Origin of the sequence: Winogradskyella sp. Asnod2-B02-A (assembly GCF_045063645.1) — a bacterium.
Lineage (GTDB): Bacteria > Bacteroidota > Bacteroidia > Flavobacteriales > Flavobacteriaceae > Winogradskyella.
Map to the genome: position 1 here is coordinate 991,600 of NZ_JBEFOG010000027.1, position 17,261 is coordinate 1,008,860.

Genomic DNA, 17,261 nt, shown 5'->3' on the forward strand with positions numbered 1-17,261 from the left:
CGTTATGATTTTTTGGTTCGTTTTGCATCAAGGCAAAATGAACAGATCAATTAAGAAATATAATAGAGTATAAATTTACCAAGGAAATAAAAGCTAAAATAAAAAATTGAGCAATTTCGAAACCATAAAACAAAAACTAGAACAATTCATTAAAAGGTATTACACCAATGAATTACTAAAAGGCGCCATCTTATTTTTCGCCATTGGTTTATTATACCTAATTATTACACTTTTTGTGGAATACGTCCTTTGGTTAAACCCAACCGCTAGAACTTTCCTATTCTGGACATTCATTGCAGTAGAATTAGCACTTTTCGTAAAATTTATAGCCATTCCGTTATCACATTTATTCAAATTAAGACAAGGCATTAATTACGAAACGGCTTCAAAACTCATAGGAAACCATTTTCCAGAAGTCAACGATAAATTATTAAACGTACTTCAACTTAATCAAAGTCCACAACAATCCGATTTACTATTAGCAAGCATAGAGCAGAAGTCCCAAGAGTTACAGCCGATTCCTTTTAAGTCGGCAATCAATTTCAACTCGAATACCAAATATTTAAAGTATGCAGCAATTCCTATTGCTATTTTACTATTGTCCTTTGTAACAGGAAAAATAAATTGGTTTAGTGATAGTTACGAGCGTGTTGTTAATTATAAAACAGCGTACGAGCCACCAGCACCTTTTCAGTTTTTTGTTTTGAATGAAAACTTACAGGCTATTGAAAATAAAGACTTTAAGTTGCAAATTTCAACAGCCGGAAATGTAATACCTGAGAACGCACAAATAAAATTCAATGGGCAATCTTATTTTTTACAGCAAGTTGCAGCTGGCGAATTTCAATACACTTTTAGTCTACCAAAAGAAGCTATAGAATTTACGTTATCGGCTAATGATGTCACGTCTAAACCATATAAATTAACTGTAGTAAACACACCAAATCTGGTCAATTTTGAAATGGTGTTAGATTATCCATCACACACCAAAAAACAAGATGAGGTTTTAAAAAGTACAGGTTCTGCTGTGATACCAGAAGGCACAAATATCACATGGAAAGCAAAAACAAAATCCACAACAGGAGTTCAAATTTATGCAGAAGATACCTTGAATTTTAAACCAATTGATAATGGCAATTTTGAAGCTTCAAAACGTTTGTACAAAAACTACAATTACAGCATCACAACCAGTAACGAGGATTTAAAAGACTACGAGAATTTAGCGTACAATATCAATGTCGTTAAGGATATATATCCTGAAATGAATATAAAAGTTCAAATAGATTCTATAGACCAACAGAGCTTGTATTTCTACGGACAAGCAAGTGATGATTACGGTTTAATAAAGCTGCAATTAGTGTATTATCCTACTGAAGATGAATCTAAAAAAGTAGTTGAACCTATTAATATTTCAAAATCTAATTTTAGTGAATTTGTAAGCGCGTTTCCAAATCAATTCAATCTAGAAGATGGTGTAAGTTACCAATTGTATTTTGAAGTTTTTGATAACGATGCACTACATAATTATAAGCGTACAAAAAGTTCAACATTTAGTTACCGAAAATTGACTAAAGATGAAGAAGAACAGAAGCAGCTGAACGAGCAAAATGAAACGATAAAAGATATTAGTAAAACATTCGATAAGCTTCAAGAACAAGATAAAAAACTCGAAGAATTATCTAAAACGCAAAAGGAAAAAGAAAGTCTGAATTTTAATGACAAAAAGAAATTTGAAGAGTTCTTAAAGCGTCAAAAAAATCAGGAACAGTTGATGAAAAATTTCAACAAAAAACTGCAAGATAATTTAGAAGAATTTCAAAAAGAAGAAAAGAAAGACGACCAATTTAAAGAAGATTTAAAAGAACGTTTAAAAGAGAATGAAGAACAATTAAAGAAAGACGAAGAATTACTCAAAGAGCTTGAAGAATTAAAGGATAAAATAAACAAGGAAGAGTTCACGCAAAAACTTGAAGAATTAGCCAAGCAAAACAAGAATAAGAAACGTAGCATGAAACAGCTTTTAGAATTAACAAAGCGTTTCTATGTGATGAAAAAGGCTGAAAAAGTATCTAATGAATTAGAAAAATTATCAGAAGCACAAGAAGATTTATCTAAAAAAGAAGAAGATAATACCAAAGAAGCTCAGGAAAAATTGAACCAGGGTTTTGATAAGCTTCAGAAAGATTTAGAAGATTTAAAAAGAGAAGACAGGCAACTTCAAAAACCAATGAAGATTGCTCGAGATGAATTCTTAGAAGATGAAATAAAATTTGACCAAAAGGAAGCTAAAGAGGCTTTAGAACAGAATGAAGAAAGTGAATCTAAAGAAGATTCTGAAAAAGCTAAAGAACAGAAAGAGAAAGCTAAAAAGAAGCAAAAGCAAGCAGCTAAGAAAATGAAGGAAATCAGTGATATGCTAAAAAAAGCAGCAGCTGGTGGAGGAGGTGGTGGAGACCAAGCCTCAGAAGATATTGATGCTTTGCGCCAAATATTAGAGAATTTGTTATTGTATTCTTTTGACCAAGAAGAACTCATGGAAACTTTTGAGAGTATTGGCATTAATAACAATAACTACGGAAAGTACATTATTGAACAAAGTAATTTAAGAGAGCATTTTGAACATATAGACGATAGTTTGTTTGCGTTATCGTTAAGACAACCAAAGATTTCAGAGAAAGTGAATTCTCAGATTACTGAGGTTTATTTTAACATTGATAAGGCTTTAGAACAGCTTTCTGAAAACAGATTGTACCAAGGAGTTGGTGCGCAACAATACGCAGTGACATCTACCAATGAATTAGCGAGTTTTTTAAGTGATGTTTTAGATAATATGGAAATGGATATGAATCCATCGCAAGGTGAAGGCGAAGGTGAATCTCAGCTCGATGATATTATTATGAGTCAAGAAGAACTTAATAAGAAGATGGAGGAAGGTGTTAAGAAAGGGGAAGAAGGCAAAGAAGGCAAAGAGGGTGAAGAAGGAGAGAAAGGAAAAGAAGGTAAGGAAGGCGAAGGAGATAAACCTGGCAAGTCTGGTAAGGAAGGAAAAGAAGGAGAAGGTGAAAAGCCAGGTGATAAAGGCAAAGCCGGAAAAGAAGGTAACGATGGTAAAAGTGGTGAGATTGGTAAGAGTGGTGAAGGTCAAGGAAAAGGTGGAAAAGGAGGTAAGTCTGGTAAGAATGGTGAACAGAAAGGAGAGGGTAATGAAAGTGGGCAAAAACAAGGTGATGGTCAAGGTGAAAATGGTGAAGGAAAAGGCAAGAATGGAAAAGAAGGTAAAAATGGAGGTGATGGCAATGGAGAAGGTGAAGGTGAAAAAAATGACGGTTATGGTGAAGGCGGAAGTGAAGAGCAGAATGGTGAATTATTTAAGATATATCAGAAACAACAATTATTGCGTCAAGCACTAGAAGATAGATTGGGTAAAGAAGGAAAAATTGAATCTGCAGGACAATTAATTAAACAAATGGAAGAGATTGAACTCGATTTATTGAACACAGGATTTACAAATCAAACGCTTCAAAAAATGATGGATGTGCAACATCAATTATTAAAAATGGAGAATGCAACCTTTATGCAAGGTCAAGATACGAAGCGTAAATCTGAAACTAATAAAGAAGAATTTAACCAGAATAATCCAAGTCAGATTCCTACGGCAAAACAATATTTTAATACCACTGAAATTTTAAATCGTCAAGCATTACCTTTGCAAAATCATTTAAAGAAAAAAATTCAGGAGTATTTTAAGAAAACCAATGATTAGTTTTAACTACGAATCCGATTTTAATTTAGACGAAGAACAAAGTTTTTCGAACTGGATTACCAATACCATTTTAGAAGAAAATTGTAAAGAAGGAGAGATAAATTACATTTTCTGTTCAGACGATTATTTACACAAATTGAATGTTGATTTCTTAAATCACGATACCTTAACGGACATTATTAGTTTTGATTATTCAGTAGGAAAAGAACTACATGGTGAAATCTATATTTCGGTAGATAGAGTAAAGGAAAATGCTTCAGATTTTAAGGTATCTTTTGAAGATGAAATGGCTCGTGTAATCATTCATGGTGTACTGCATTATTGTGGTTACAAAGACAAATCGGAAGACGATGAAAAATTAATGCGCTCTAAGGAAGATTACTATTTAGGTAAGCGATAAATTGCTTTGAAGAAAGGAATCTCTAATTCGGATTACAAATAGTCGTTGTTGAGAACTGTTTGAATTTCATTGTATATTTGCAGGCTGAAAATTTCAATTAGAAATGAATATGATTGTTCCACGTGGAACAGTTGTTTTTATCGACCTAATTTCTGGTTTGTCATTCTGAACTCGTTTGAGAATCTAGAATTTAATTATAGTATAGAAGCTGAAACAAGTTCAGCTAGACAAAAACAAAGAGAAAGGGTTGTGAATAAATTAAGATAAACCAAAGTTATGTTTAACGAGGAATATGATGTTGTAGTTGTTGGTGCAGGGCACGCAGGAAGTGAAGCTGCGGCAGCTGCTGCAAATATGGGTAGCAAAACATTATTGATTACCATGAACCTTCAAAACATCGCTCAGATGTCTTGTAATCCTGCTATGGGAGGAATTGCTAAAGGGCAAATTGTAAGAGAGATTGATGCGCTTGGTGGTTATAGCGGAATTGTGTCTGACACCTCTGCGATTCAATTTAAAATGCTTAACAAATCTAAAGGACCAGCAATGTGGAGTCCAAGAGTGCAATCCGATAGAATGCGCTTTGCGGAAGATTGGAGAATGCTTTTAGAAGGCACTGAGAATTTAGACTTCTATCAAGAAATGGTTTCTGGCCTTATTGTAGAAAATCATAAAGTGGTCGGTGTAAAAACGTCTCTTGGAGTTGAGGTAAGAGCGAAGTCTGTCGTACTTACAAATGGAACTTTTTTAAATGGGTTAATTCATATTGGAGATAAAAATTTTGGTGGAGGAAGAGCAGGTGAAAGAGCTGCAACCGGAATCACAGAACAACTGGTTAATTTAGGTTTTGAATCTGGAAGAATGAAAACAGGAACACCACCAAGAGTAGATGGTCGTTCTTTAGATTTTTCCAAAATGATTGAGCAACCTGGAGATGTAAATCCTGAGAAGTTTTCGTATTTAGATATTACAAAACCGTTAACGGAACAACGTTCGTGTCACATGTCTTACACAAGTGAATTGGTTCACGATTTGTTGCGTGAAGGTTTTGACCGTTCACCAATGTTTAATGGAAGAATAAAAAGTGTTGGTCCGCGTTATTGTCCTTCAATTGAAGATAAGATAAACCGATTTGCAGATAAAGATAGACATCAATTATTTGTAGAACCTGAAGGGTGGAATACTTGTGAATATTATATTAATGGTTTCTCTACATCGTTACCAGAAGATGTTCAATTTAAAGCCTTACGTTCTGTGGTTGGTTTTGAGAATGTAAAATTCTTTAGGCCAGGTTATGCTATCGAGTATGATTATTTTCCACCTACACAATTAAAGCATACCTTAGAAACGAAGTTAGTAGAAGGCTTGTATTTCGCTGGACAAATTAATGGAACTACAGGTTATGAGGAAGCGGCATCTCAAGGTTTAATGGCCGGAATAAATGCGAGTTTAAAAGTGAGTGAAAAAGACCCTTTTACATTACAAAGGGATGAAGCTTATATTGGTGTTTTAATTGATGATTTAATTACAAAAGGCACAGAAGAGCCTTATAGAATGTTTACGTCTCGTGCAGAATATAGAACCTTATTAAGACAAGATAATGCGGATTTTAGATTAACACCTAAAGGGTATCAATTAGGTTTGGCTTCTGAAAAACGTTTAAAACGTATGGAAGAAAAGCAATCTAAATCGGAAGCATTTGTACAGTTTTTTAGAGATACAAGTGTGAAGCCAGAAGAGGCAAATCCGGTTTTAGAATCTAAAAATTCAGCACTAGTTAAACAACAAGATAAGATGTTTAAGTTGTATGCTAGACCAAATATTACCATTGATGATGTTAGGAAGTTTGACGCGGTAGAAAGTTATATTCAAGCAAATGATTTGGATACAGAGGTTATCGAGCAGGCTGAAATTCAAGTGAAGTATGCTGGTTATATTGATAAGGAAAAGAACAATGCAGATAAATTAAATAGACTTGAGAATTTAAAAATACCTGCAGATTTTGATTATTCAAAATTAAAATCTATGAGTATAGAAGCTAGACAGAAATTGACTAAAATTCAACCAGTCACCATTTCTCAGGCTTCAAGAATTAGTGGAGTTAATCCTAATGATATTTCAGTTTTATTGGTTTATTTGGGGAGATAAATTATATAATTAAAACTATTTTTTTGATTCAAAATTATAATGTTCCACGTGAAACAATTAAATAATTTTGGTTCTTTTTGTTGTTCAGTGCAACCGAAGTATCTCTATAATTTAGTTATAATGGATGTCATGAAAACATAAGATATACTGGTTTTTATTTTTGCCATTATTGTTATCTCTGCTATTATATTTTTGTTTTGCATGCTTAATGATATACAGGAAAAATATAATTCAGAACCAATTTCGTAGAAATCCGAAACACGTTATTTGTATGGATTAAATAAGGACACCTTACTTTTTAGGACACCATATCACTTTAAAAAAATAATCAAAGATTCAATTATTGAGTATAATTATTTTGACGAAACCGACTTTTCTAGAAACATGACATTAAGTTATAACATGAATTCTGAAATTTTATTTTTTGATTTAAGTACCGACTATAAAATTGATAAAACAGAAGTAATTTCAAATTCTAATGGTATTTGGTTTGACAGTTATAAAATGACTAAACCAAAAATTGATGGAGTAGATCCGATAATATTTAATCAAGATTATGGGATTTTAGCAATAACAGGAGCTCTAAATCCTTCTGCGTTTATAGTTTTAACAAAGAATGATATTTCGTTCATTAAACAAATAGAAATGAATTTATATAATTAATATTGTAGTTCATTTTAAACAGAATAAGCAAATCAAGTGCCACATAAAAAAACAACATATCTTACCTTAAAAGACCATTCCGTTTCTAAAGAAGAGTTCCAGTTATTATATAATAAGGAACTTGATATGTTAGAAACATTCCCTCAACCTCAAGGAAAAAAATTGTCTGAATATTATAAAAGTGAAGACTATATTTCGCACACGGACACGAAGCGAAATCTATTAGAATTTGTATACCATAAAGTGAGGCAAGTTTCCTTAAAGCGAAAACTGAAATTAATTAATTCATTTCAGTCAGAATCTAAAACACTTTTAGATATTGGATGCGGAACAGGAGATTTTTTAGAAACAGCTTTAAAAGATAATTGGAATATTACAGGAATAGAACCTAACGAAAGTGCACGTAAAATTGCAAATTCTAAAACCAATAATAATGTTTTTGAAACGGAAGAGTTATCAAAACTAAAACCGAATAGTTTTGATGTCATTACACTTTGGCATGTGTTAGAGCATTTACCAGATTTGGAAATGCACACGGCTTTATTTAAATCCTTATTAAAACCAAATGGTACTTTGGTAATTGCGGTTCCTAATTACAAAAGTTATGATGCTGAATACTACAAAAACTTTTGGGCAGCGTTTGATGTACCAAGACACCTTTGGCATTTTTCTAAAACTTCTATTTCAGAATTATTTAAAAAAGGAAATTTGACCTTGGTGAAAATCTTACCAATGAAATTTGATGCCTATTATGTCTGCTTGCTTTCCGAAAAATACAAATCAGGATTTATGAATCCGTTAAAAGCATTTTGGGTAGGGTGGCAATCTAATCGAAAGGCAAAACGGTCTAAAGAGTATTCTTCGCATATTTATGTCTTAAAGAATGCTAATTCTTAATATAAGCAATGCTGTTTCGGTATCTTAATATTAAATGCGTAATAATATTGCTGAATTTCAAAGTGTGCTTAAAAGCTCTTATATGGCCTTGTTTTTAATTGATTTTAATAATTATAAGTAAAAATCACTATAGAAAACATCAATAGTTAAAAAATTAGTGTAATCACAAAGTAACTTTTATACATTTGCAAAAATTAAATAGAAAATAAAAATGAAAAAAATAATTTTAAGTTTAACAGTATTAGTTGCATTAGCATCTTGCCAAGAACAACAGAAAATAGCTTTCGTTGATAACGGAAAAGTGATTAACGATTATCAAATGAAAATAGATATTGAAGATAAGTTTAAACAAAAGGATGAAGTGTTTAAATTAAGAATGGATAGTATTGGTAAAGCTTTTCAAGCAGAAGCCCAAGCGTTTCAAGCTAAAGAGCAAACACTATCTGCAAAAGCACGTCAAGAAATGTATCAAAGTTTAACGCAAAAACAACAAGGATTACAGCAACAGTTTCAATATGAGCAACAACAAATGCAACAATTGTTCAGTGTTGAAATGGATTCTGTAATTTCAAAGGTGAATACATTTGTTAATGATTACGGTAAAAAGAACGGTTACACTTATATTTTAGGTAAAAATGAAGCTGGTAGCGTAATGTACGGTAAGGAAGAAAATGATATTTCAGAGGCAGTTACAACAGCAATCAACGCTGCTTATGGAGAAAAAGATACCAAATCTGAAGATAAAGCTGCCGAAGCAACTACAGAGAAATAATATTTTGTCTTAATTCAATAACAAAAAAGTCAAGCTTGTCGCTTGGCTTTTTTTGTTGTTGATTAGCAATGAATTCAAAATAGATAACATTAAGTTTGTGTTAGTTGTGAATAATTTAGATTTTTTTACGTTAGATGATTTATGCCTGTAACGAATAGGTATTTGTATCGTCTATAGAATAAACCAACCAATCAAAAACATCAATGAAGCACTTATTTTTAGGTATTTTTCTAATATTTAGTAGTGTTATTCTCGCTCAAGAAAGCCACACAATTAGAGGAACAGTAAAGGATTTTAACAATGGAGAAACTGTATTTGGAGCTTCTGTTTTTCTTAAAGGAACAACCATTGGATCTACAACCAACGAGTACGGATTTTACTCCATAACCGCACCAAAAGGAAATTATACATTAATCGTTTCTTATGTAGGTTTTGAAGATATTTTTCAAGAAATTAATTTGAATACAGACGAAACTTTAAATTTTGAGATTAAAGAATCTTTGACACAATTAGATGAGGTAATTATAACCTCAGACGAACCAGAACAGGTAAATATTAAGAAACCTCAAATGAGTGTTTCTAAATTGAATGCATCAACGATAAAACAGATGCCTGCAGTTTTAGGTGAGGTAGATGTCATAAAATCTATTCAAATGCTTCCTGGTGTTACTAATGGAGGTGAAGGTTCTGCCGGATTTAATGTTAGAGGTGGAGCGGCTGATCAAAATTTAGTCTTATTAGATGAGGCTATAATTTATAATACATCTCATTTTTTCGGTTTCTTTTCGGTATTTAATACTGATGCTATCAAGGATATTAAGCTGTATAAAGGTGATATTCCTGCAAAATTTGGAGGTCGTGTGTCGTCAGTTTTAGATATTAGACAAAAAGATGGAAATAGTAAAAAGTTCACTGCAAATGGTGGTATTGGGCTGATATCAAGCAGGTTAGCTTTAGAGGCTCCGTTGTTTAATAAGAAAGGGTCTTTTATAGTTGCAGGCAGAACGTCTTATGCGCATTTATTTATGCCTTTAATTGAAGATATAGAAGATAGTAAACTTTCGTTTTATGATATCAATTTAAAAACCAATTATGAAATAAATAAAAATAACCGTGTTTATCTTTCAGGTTATTTTGGTAGAGATGTTTTTGATATCGCAAACATAATTGAAAATAAATATGGTAATACGTCCGGAAACCTAAGATGGAATCATGTTTATAATGATAAATTATTTTCAAACTTATCGTTAATCTATAGTAAATACGATTATCAAATAATTCTAGATTTTATAGAATTAGACTGGATAGCGGATATTAAAAATTATAATTTGAAGTACGATTTTGGATACTATCTAAATGAAAATATAAAATTAGATTTTGGTGTTAGTGGTATTTTATACAACTTAAATCCAGGAATAGTTAAACCTACATCAGAAAATTCACCAATAAACTATTTGAAATTAGAACAAAAAAGAGCATTTGAAAGTGGTGTATATGTCAGTGCAGAGCACAAAGTAACAGATAAATTAACAGCTCAATATGGATTACGATTTAGTAGATTTTCTAGATTAGGCGGTCAAAACATCACAACTTATCTCAACAATCAACCAGTAGTTTATAATAATGATATAGGGATTTATGAAGAAGGTGAAGCGATAGGTGAAACGTTTTATAAGAAAAATGAATCTATAGAAACATTTAACAATTTTGAACCTAGATTTGGACTTTCTTATCAACTAAACGAAACTTCTTCGCTAAAAGCAAGCTATACTAGAACCACACAATATTTACATTTATTGTCTAACACAGCTTCTGTTACACCTCTAGATGTTTGGACACCAAGTGGTAAGTACATAAAGCCTCAAAAATCTAATCAATATGCTCTAGGTTATTATAAAAACATTGATGACAGTAAGTATTCTGTAGAGGTAGAAACGTATTATAAAACTACGGATAATAGAATAGATTATGTCGATGGATCAAATTTAATAGGTAATAATAACATTGAAACCGAAATATTAAATGGTGAGGCTAGAGCTTACGGTCTAGAAGTATTATTGCGAAAAAATGAAGGGAAATTTACAGGCTGGCTAGCTTATACATTATCTAAGTCAGAACAGAGAACTCTTGGAGGAAAGGCTGGTGGACCAGGCATTAATTATGGAAATTGGTATAATACAGCCTATGATAGAACACACGATATTTCTCTAACAGGTATTTATAAACTTAATAATAAATGGAATTTTAGTAGCAATTTGGTCTACCAAACAGGAAGGCCAGTAACATATCCTAATAGTCAATATACTTACGAAGGTTTATCAATTGCCAGTTATAATGGTAGAAATGAAAGTCGTTTACCTGCATATCATCGATTAGATGTATCTGCGACATACTTACCAAGTAACGACTCAACTAAACGTTGGAAAGGTGAATGGGTTTTTGGAATATATAATGTCTATAATAGAAGAAATGCAGCTTCTATTTCATTTAATCAAAATGAAGATACTGGAGAAAATGAGGCATCTAGAACGGCTATTTTTGGAATAATACCTTCTGTTACTTATAATTTTAAATTTTAATATCATGAGAAAATTTATAAAATCATTATTGCTTATAGCATCAATAGGCCTTATATCTTGTACCGATGTCATAGATGTAGAAGTACCTACAGCAACAGAACGATTAGTTATAGAAGCATCGTTAGATTGGCAAAAAGGAACAGCAGGTAATGATCAAACCATAAAACTAAGTACATCTACTCCTTATTTTGATACTACAGTTAATAATATTGTTGTTGGTGCTTCTGTAAAAGTTACAAATACAGATTCTGGCGCTGAATATATTTTTACAGATCAAAACGATGGTAGTTATGTGATTTCTAATTTTGTACCTGTGGTGAATAATACCTACGTATTAGAGGTTTTATATAACAACGAAATATATAAAGCAACAGAAACATTAATTACCGTTGCTTCAATAAATACTGCTGAGCAATCTCTTGAAGGAGGTTTTGATGATGAAGTTTTAGATGTTTCAATTTATTGGAATGATCCACAAAACGAAGAGAATTTTTATTTCATTAAATTTTCAGAACAACAAGAAAATTTTCCAGACTTCTCAAGCATATCAGATGAGTTCTCAAATGGTAACGAAATGGAATATTTTTTCGAAAATGAGAAAGAAGATGATGATGGTAATTCAACTGAATTTTTACCAGGAGATATTGTTGACATAGCTCTATATGGAGTCTCAGAAAGTTATTATAATTATATAAGTTTATTATTGGATCAGTATTATGCTGGAGGCGACCCTTTTAGTTCCGTACCAGCAGAATTACGAGGAAATTGTATCAACTTAACCAATGAAGATAATTATGCTTTTGGATTCTTTAGAGTGTCTGAGTATGATACCACAACGTATACATTTCAATAATTAATTAAAGTCTCTGTAATTAGGTTTAGAGCCTTTTTTTGAATGGGATTTGAGATTTCTAAAAAAAGGATTGGTGTTAACCTGATTTTTTGTGTAATAAACGCGTTAGTTTAATTGATAAATCTGTTAATACAATCTTAGAATTACCATTACGTTCAATATGATAAATGGCATCTTGTAATTCATCAGAAATTTCTATGATGTTAGAATCGTGAACAAATGGCGCGAATTTTTCAAGTTTAAAATCTTCCGATTTTGGTTCTAAATACACTAATTCATCAGCTTTATAATTCAATAATAAGGCCTGTCTAAAATAGTTTAGGCAAAAATTCAGGAATTTTTTTTGCGTTTCACGTCCGGTTTTTGCAATTTCTTCAGACCAAGAAATTAAATCGTGAATGGCTGCTTTGTTTCCTCTAGCTTTAAATGCTGCACGAATCCAGAATACAAACCATTTTTCAAACTGAATATCTTCACTATCGTGATATATTAAATCACACGCTTTGTTATAATTTCCGTTAGATTGATGCGCAATTTTTATCGCATCCGATCGTTCAATTTGATAGTTTTTAACCAATGCTTCACAAATGGCCTCTTCTGCCAAAGGAGGAAAATGTAAAATTTGGCAACGCGATTTTATGGTGTTTATTATTTGCTCTTCGTCTTCAGTTATGAGTATAAATATGGTTTTTTCTGGTGGCTCTTCAATTAATTTCAACAATTTGTTGGCACTGGCAGTGTTCATTTTTTCGGCCATCCAGATAATCATCACTTTGTAGCCTCCTTCATAAGATTTTAAAGCCAAAGACTTTACAACTTGTAAGGCTTCTTCTACGCCAATTTGCCCTTGCTTATTATCTACACCGAGCAGTTTATACCAATCAAATAGATTACCGTAAGGTTGTTGGTTTAAAAGTTGTCTCCATTCTTCTAGATAAAAACTAGAAACAGGTTTACTTTTTACTTTATCGCTCGTTGTTACAGGGAAGGCAAAATGTAAATCTGGATGCGAAAAGTTTTTAAATTTTATATTACAAGAATCGTTTCCTCCAGTGTTTTCACCATTTGAGTTATTACACAAAATATATTGAGCATAAGCCAAAGCCATTGGCAACGTTCCGGATCCCTCTGGACCAACAAATAATTGTGCATGGGCAATTCTCCCTGCATCTACACTTGTAGTAAGGTGATTTTTTATGTGTTTTTGACCTAAAACTTCAGAAAATAACATAAAGCAAAACTATATAAAATATTTCTGTTTCTATTCTTTATATTTGTTCTTCAAAATAAATTTTTTTTCACATCTTATTATACGATCATGAAGACATTAAACGATTTCAATTTTAAAGACAAAAAAGCATTAATTCGCGTAGATTTTAATGTTCCATTAAATGATAATTTTGAGGTAACAGATGCAACGAGAATTGTATCTGCAAAACCAACAATTATAAAAATTTTAGAAGATGGTGGTAGCTGTGTTTTAATGTCTCATCTAGGACGACCGAAAGGCGTGCAAGCAGAATTTTCTTTAAAACATATTATTCCTAAAATTGAAGATGTTTTAGGTGTAGAAGTAAAATTTTCACCAAACTGTGTTGGGCCAGAAGCTGAAGAAATGGCGAATGCTTTACAACCAGGAGAAATTTTACTACTTGAAAATTTACGTTTTCATGAAGAAGAAACAAAAGGTGATAGAGATTTTGCTAAGCAATTGTCTAAACTAGGTGATATCTATGTAAATGATGCTTTTGGTACTGCACATAGAGCACATGCTTCTACAACTATTGTGGCAGAATTTTTCCCAGAAAATAAATGTTTCGGAAACCTTTTAGCTCAAGAGATTATGAGTATTAAAAAGGTAATGGAAGATGGTGAAAAACCTGTTTTAGCAGTTCTTGGTGGTGCAAAAGTATCTTCAAAAATTACAATAATTGAAAACATTCTAGATAAAGTAGATCACTTAATCATTGGAGGTGGTATGACATTTACTTTTATCAAAGCCCAAGGCGGAAGTATTGGAGATTCTATTTGCGAAGATGATAAAATGGAATTGGCTTTAGATATTTTAAAGCAAGCCGAAGCAAAAGGAGTAAAAATACATTTACCAGTAGATGTAATTGCTGCAGATGCTTTTAGTAATGATGCTAACACTCAGGTTGTTGATGTTAAGCATATTCCAGATGGTTGGCAAGGATTGGATGCTGGTCCAAAATCTATTAAAAATTTCGATGCTGTTGTTAACGAATGTAAAACGATACTTTGGAATGGTCCATTAGGTGTTTTTGAAATGGAAAGCTTTGCAAATGGTACAATTCAGTTAGGAAACTCCATTGCAAATGCAACTAAAAACGGAGCATTCTCTTTAGTTGGAGGTGGAGATTCTGTTGCTGCAGTAAAACAATTTGGTTTTGAAGACAAAGTGAGTTACGTGAGTACAGGCGGAGGAGCTATGCTCGAAAGCTTAGAAGGGAAAACTTTACCAGGAATAGCCGCTATATTAGATTAGTAGTAAAAAAATACTATTTTTAGCACTTTCAGCGTTTAGAATACGTTGCACACATATTACGAATCAATTTTTGTAAACCATGAAATTAAGATCTTTTTTATTGGCTGTTTTTTGCTGTACGCTATATAGTGGTTTTTCCCAAGTTAAGACGGATAGCATTACAAAAAAGTCATCCGAAGTGGTTTCAAATAAAGATTCGGTAATAGATGGTAAACTCTTTTCAACAGAAAAAAAGATTGATGCAGAGGTTGACACCACTGGAGTAAAAAGTTTAAAAGATTTACCTGAAGTAGCTGCTCTAGATAAGAAATGGTTAGAGGAATTGTACAGCAATTCACTTTTTGATACTATTTATAAATCGGTTACTGAGTTAAAATATGAGCCAGTAGATTACCCAGAGCTTTCAACCGACACTTTAAAAGCCAGATTAGCACGTCTCAATGCTAGAACACCTTTTAATGTTGAATATAATGAGTCTTTAGAAAGCGTTATAAAAGGTTATTTAAAACACAGAAGAGGATCTTTAGAACGTCTAATGGGATTGAGTCATTTTTACTTTCCAATGTTTGAGCAAGCATTTGACAACCATGACATTCCTCTGGAAATGAAGTATTTAGCGATTGTAGAATCTGCTTTAAAACCAAGAGCACGTTCTCGTGTTGGTGCAACAGGCATTTGGCAATTTATGTATGGTACAGGAAAAGAACACGATTTAGATGTAAGTAGTTATGTTGATGATCGAAGCGATCCTATAAAAGCAACTACAGCTGCTGCGGAATATTTAGGAAGAATGTATCGTATTTTTAACGATTGGGATTTGGCATTAGCAGCTTATAATTCTGGTCCAGGAAATGTAAATAAAGCGATTAGACGCTCTGGTGGCTCTAAGAATTATTGGAATATTCGTACCAATTTGCCACGAGAAACAGCAGGCTATGTTCCGGCATTTTTAGCCACGATGTATATTTTTGAGTATGCAGAAGAACACGGTTTTAGGCCAGAGCGTCCCGAGTTTCAATTGATTCAAACAGATACTGTACATGTAAAACAAATGATTTCTTTAAATCATGTATCTGAAGCTACAGGTATTAAGATTGAAGAATTACAATTTTTAAATCCTGCATATAAATTAGATATTATTCCTAAAGTTGCAGGGAAAACTTACGCTTTAAGGTTACCTAGAGAGGCTGTAGGAATGTTTGTAACTAATGAAGACAGAATCTATGCCTTTGCTGATGCAGAGTTTAATCAACGCGAAAAACCATTACCTAAAGCCATAAATTCTGACACTAAAACAACATATCGTGTACAGAATGGAGATTACTTAGGTAAAATTGCTAGAAAGTATGGTGTGCGCGTAAGTCAGTTAAAACAATGGAATGGTTTAAGAGGTAACAACCTTAAAATTGGGCAACGACTAACCATTTATCCTAGAGTTCACGGTGCTTCAAATGCATCAAAACCAGTGAAAAGCGTTATTAATACGGCCGGAAAACAAACCTATAAAGTAAAGTCTGGCGATTCACTTTGGACCATTGCCCAAAAATTTTCTGGAGTTTCTGTTCAAAATATTAAAGATTGGAATGATATTAGCAGTAATAAACTTAAGATAGGAATGACATTAATTGTTTCTAAATAGTTTAACCAACAAAAAAAGTAATCTTATGAGAACGTTTTATACCGTTTTGTTTTGTGCGTTGTTATTAGCCTGTGGAGATAAAAAGAAAGAGGATAATACAGTGTATTTGCCTGCCTCTAATGGAAATTTAAATTCTGTTTCTGTAGTTGCAGACAATATTTTATGGGAAGGGAATGTAGGCGAAAATATTCGAAGCATTTTTGCAGCTCCTTTAAATGGTTTACCTACAGATGAGCCAATGTTTAGTATGAAACAGATTCCGCCTCAAGTTTTCGATGGTTTTGCGGCACGAAGTAGAATTGTGCTTAAAATTGAAAAATCAAATGTGGAAGCAACCACTAAAATAGTTAACAATCCGTTTGCTAAGCCTCAAACAGTAGCCGTTGTCGCTGGTAAAACAGATAAGGACATTATTGCTCAGTTAGAAGAAAACCGTGATAAAATAATAGATGCTTTTAATAAAGAAGAAGTAAAAGAGAAGTTAAGACGTATTAATTTATCGTTATTAGCAGACCAATCTATGGAAGAAAAACTAGGCATAGCAATAGATATTCCTTCTGCATACAGAATTAGTAAGTCCGATGATGATTTTTTCTGGTTGCGTAAAAATCTTAGCAATTCTAAAACTATAGAATTAATGCTTTATGAAGTGCCTTTAGAAACCATTTCTAATGGAGATAGTACTGTTGTAGATATTGTAAAAATGCGAAATACTGTTACTAAAACTAAAATTCCTGGTGAAGACGGTATTTATATGGTTGTAGAAGATGCTTATGCACCATCAATGTTTACGACAATAATAGATAATAAGCCAGCTTACGAAGTAAGAGGTATGTGGGAAATGAATGGTTTTACAATGGCTGGTCCGTTTATAACTTATGCTATAGAAGATAAAATTAACAATCGTTATTTGGTTGCAGATGGTTACGTTTATGCGCCATCATTAGAGAAACGAGATTATATTTTTGAACTTGAAGCAATGATAAAGTCCATAACAATTAAGTAATAAAAAAAGCCAACTAAATAATAGTTGGCTTTTTT

The 17,261-nt window shown here is 32.4% G+C and carries 12 protein-coding genes; 11 read left to right on the forward strand and 1 reads right to left on the reverse strand.

Annotated features, from left to right (window positions below; translation table 11 throughout):
• Positions 1-106: 106 nt before the first annotated feature.
• The 8 genes from ACJJVO_RS12395 to ACJJVO_RS12430 all read left to right on the forward strand — a co-directional run bounded on the left by ACJJVO_RS12395 (position 107) and on the right by ACJJVO_RS12430 (position 12,075).
• Complete coding sequence (locus ACJJVO_RS12395) at positions 107-3,763, forward strand: hypothetical protein (protein ID WP_405574623.1); 3,657 nt, start codon at positions 107-109, stop codon at positions 3,761-3,763.
• Positions 3,756-4,163 carry an rRNA maturation RNase YbeY gene (gene ybeY, locus ACJJVO_RS12400; protein WP_405574626.1) on the forward strand — a complete coding sequence of 136 codons (408 nt, stop codon included), beginning with the start codon at positions 3,756-3,758 and terminating at the stop codon, positions 4,161-4,163. Before ACJJVO_RS12395 ends, ybeY begins: the two co-directional genes overlap by 8 nt.
• A 276-nt stretch (positions 4,164-4,439) precedes the next feature.
• The gene (gene mnmG, locus ACJJVO_RS12405; RefSeq protein ID WP_405574629.1) at positions 4,440-6,311 is read left to right on the forward strand and encodes a tRNA uridine-5-carboxymethylaminomethyl(34) synthesis enzyme MnmG; all 1,872 of its coding nucleotides are present in this window, start codon (positions 4,440-4,442) and stop codon (positions 6,309-6,311) included.
• A gap of 267 nt (positions 6,312-6,578) precedes the next feature.
• Positions 6,579-6,974 carry a hypothetical protein gene (locus ACJJVO_RS12410; RefSeq protein WP_405574632.1) on the forward strand — a complete coding sequence of 132 codons (396 nt, stop codon included), beginning with the start codon at positions 6,579-6,581 and terminating at the stop codon, positions 6,972-6,974.
• A gap of 36 nt (positions 6,975-7,010) precedes the next feature.
• Complete coding sequence (locus ACJJVO_RS12415) at positions 7,011-7,871, forward strand: class I SAM-dependent methyltransferase (protein WP_405574635.1); 861 nt, start codon at positions 7,011-7,013, stop codon at positions 7,869-7,871.
• Between the two features lie 211 nt (positions 7,872-8,082).
• Positions 8,083-8,643: an OmpH family outer membrane protein gene (locus ACJJVO_RS12420; RefSeq protein WP_405574638.1), complete on the forward strand. Its 561-nt coding sequence runs from the start codon at positions 8,083-8,085 to the stop codon at positions 8,641-8,643.
• 203 nt (positions 8,644-8,846) lie between these two features.
• Entirely contained in the window at positions 8,847-11,222 is a 2,376-nt protein-coding gene (locus ACJJVO_RS12425; RefSeq protein WP_405574640.1) for a TonB-dependent receptor, read from the forward strand.
• 4 nt (positions 11,223-11,226) lie between these two features.
• Entirely contained in the window at positions 11,227-12,075 is an 849-nt protein-coding gene (locus ACJJVO_RS12430; RefSeq protein WP_405574643.1) for a DUF4249 domain-containing protein, read from the forward strand.
• A 76-nt stretch (positions 12,076-12,151) separates the two neighbouring features.
• On the opposite strand, the gene ACJJVO_RS12435 is transcribed toward ACJJVO_RS12430, so the two are convergent.
• A complete protein-coding gene (locus ACJJVO_RS12435) occupies positions 12,152-13,306 on the reverse strand; it encodes an ATP-binding protein (protein WP_405574646.1) in 1,155 nt (384 codons plus the stop codon).
• Between the two features lie 87 nt (positions 13,307-13,393).
• Between ACJJVO_RS12435 and ACJJVO_RS12440 the strand changes: the two genes are divergently transcribed.
• The 3 genes from ACJJVO_RS12440 to ACJJVO_RS12450 all read left to right on the forward strand — a co-directional run bounded on the left by ACJJVO_RS12440 (position 13,394) and on the right by ACJJVO_RS12450 (position 17,226).
• Complete coding sequence (locus tag ACJJVO_RS12440; RefSeq protein WP_405574648.1) at positions 13,394-14,581, forward strand: phosphoglycerate kinase; 1,188 nt, start codon at positions 13,394-13,396, stop codon at positions 14,579-14,581.
• A gap of 79 nt (positions 14,582-14,660) precedes the next feature.
• Positions 14,661-16,220, forward strand: a complete 1,560-nt coding sequence (locus tag ACJJVO_RS12445; RefSeq protein WP_405574649.1) for a LysM peptidoglycan-binding domain-containing protein — start codon at positions 14,661-14,663, stop codon at positions 16,218-16,220.
• A 25-nt stretch (positions 16,221-16,245) separates the two neighbouring features.
• On the forward strand, positions 16,246-17,226 hold the full coding sequence (locus tag ACJJVO_RS12450; protein WP_405574652.1) for a DUF4837 family protein: 981 nt from the start codon (positions 16,246-16,248) through the stop codon (positions 17,224-17,226).
• Positions 17,227-17,261 lie beyond the last annotated feature (35 nt).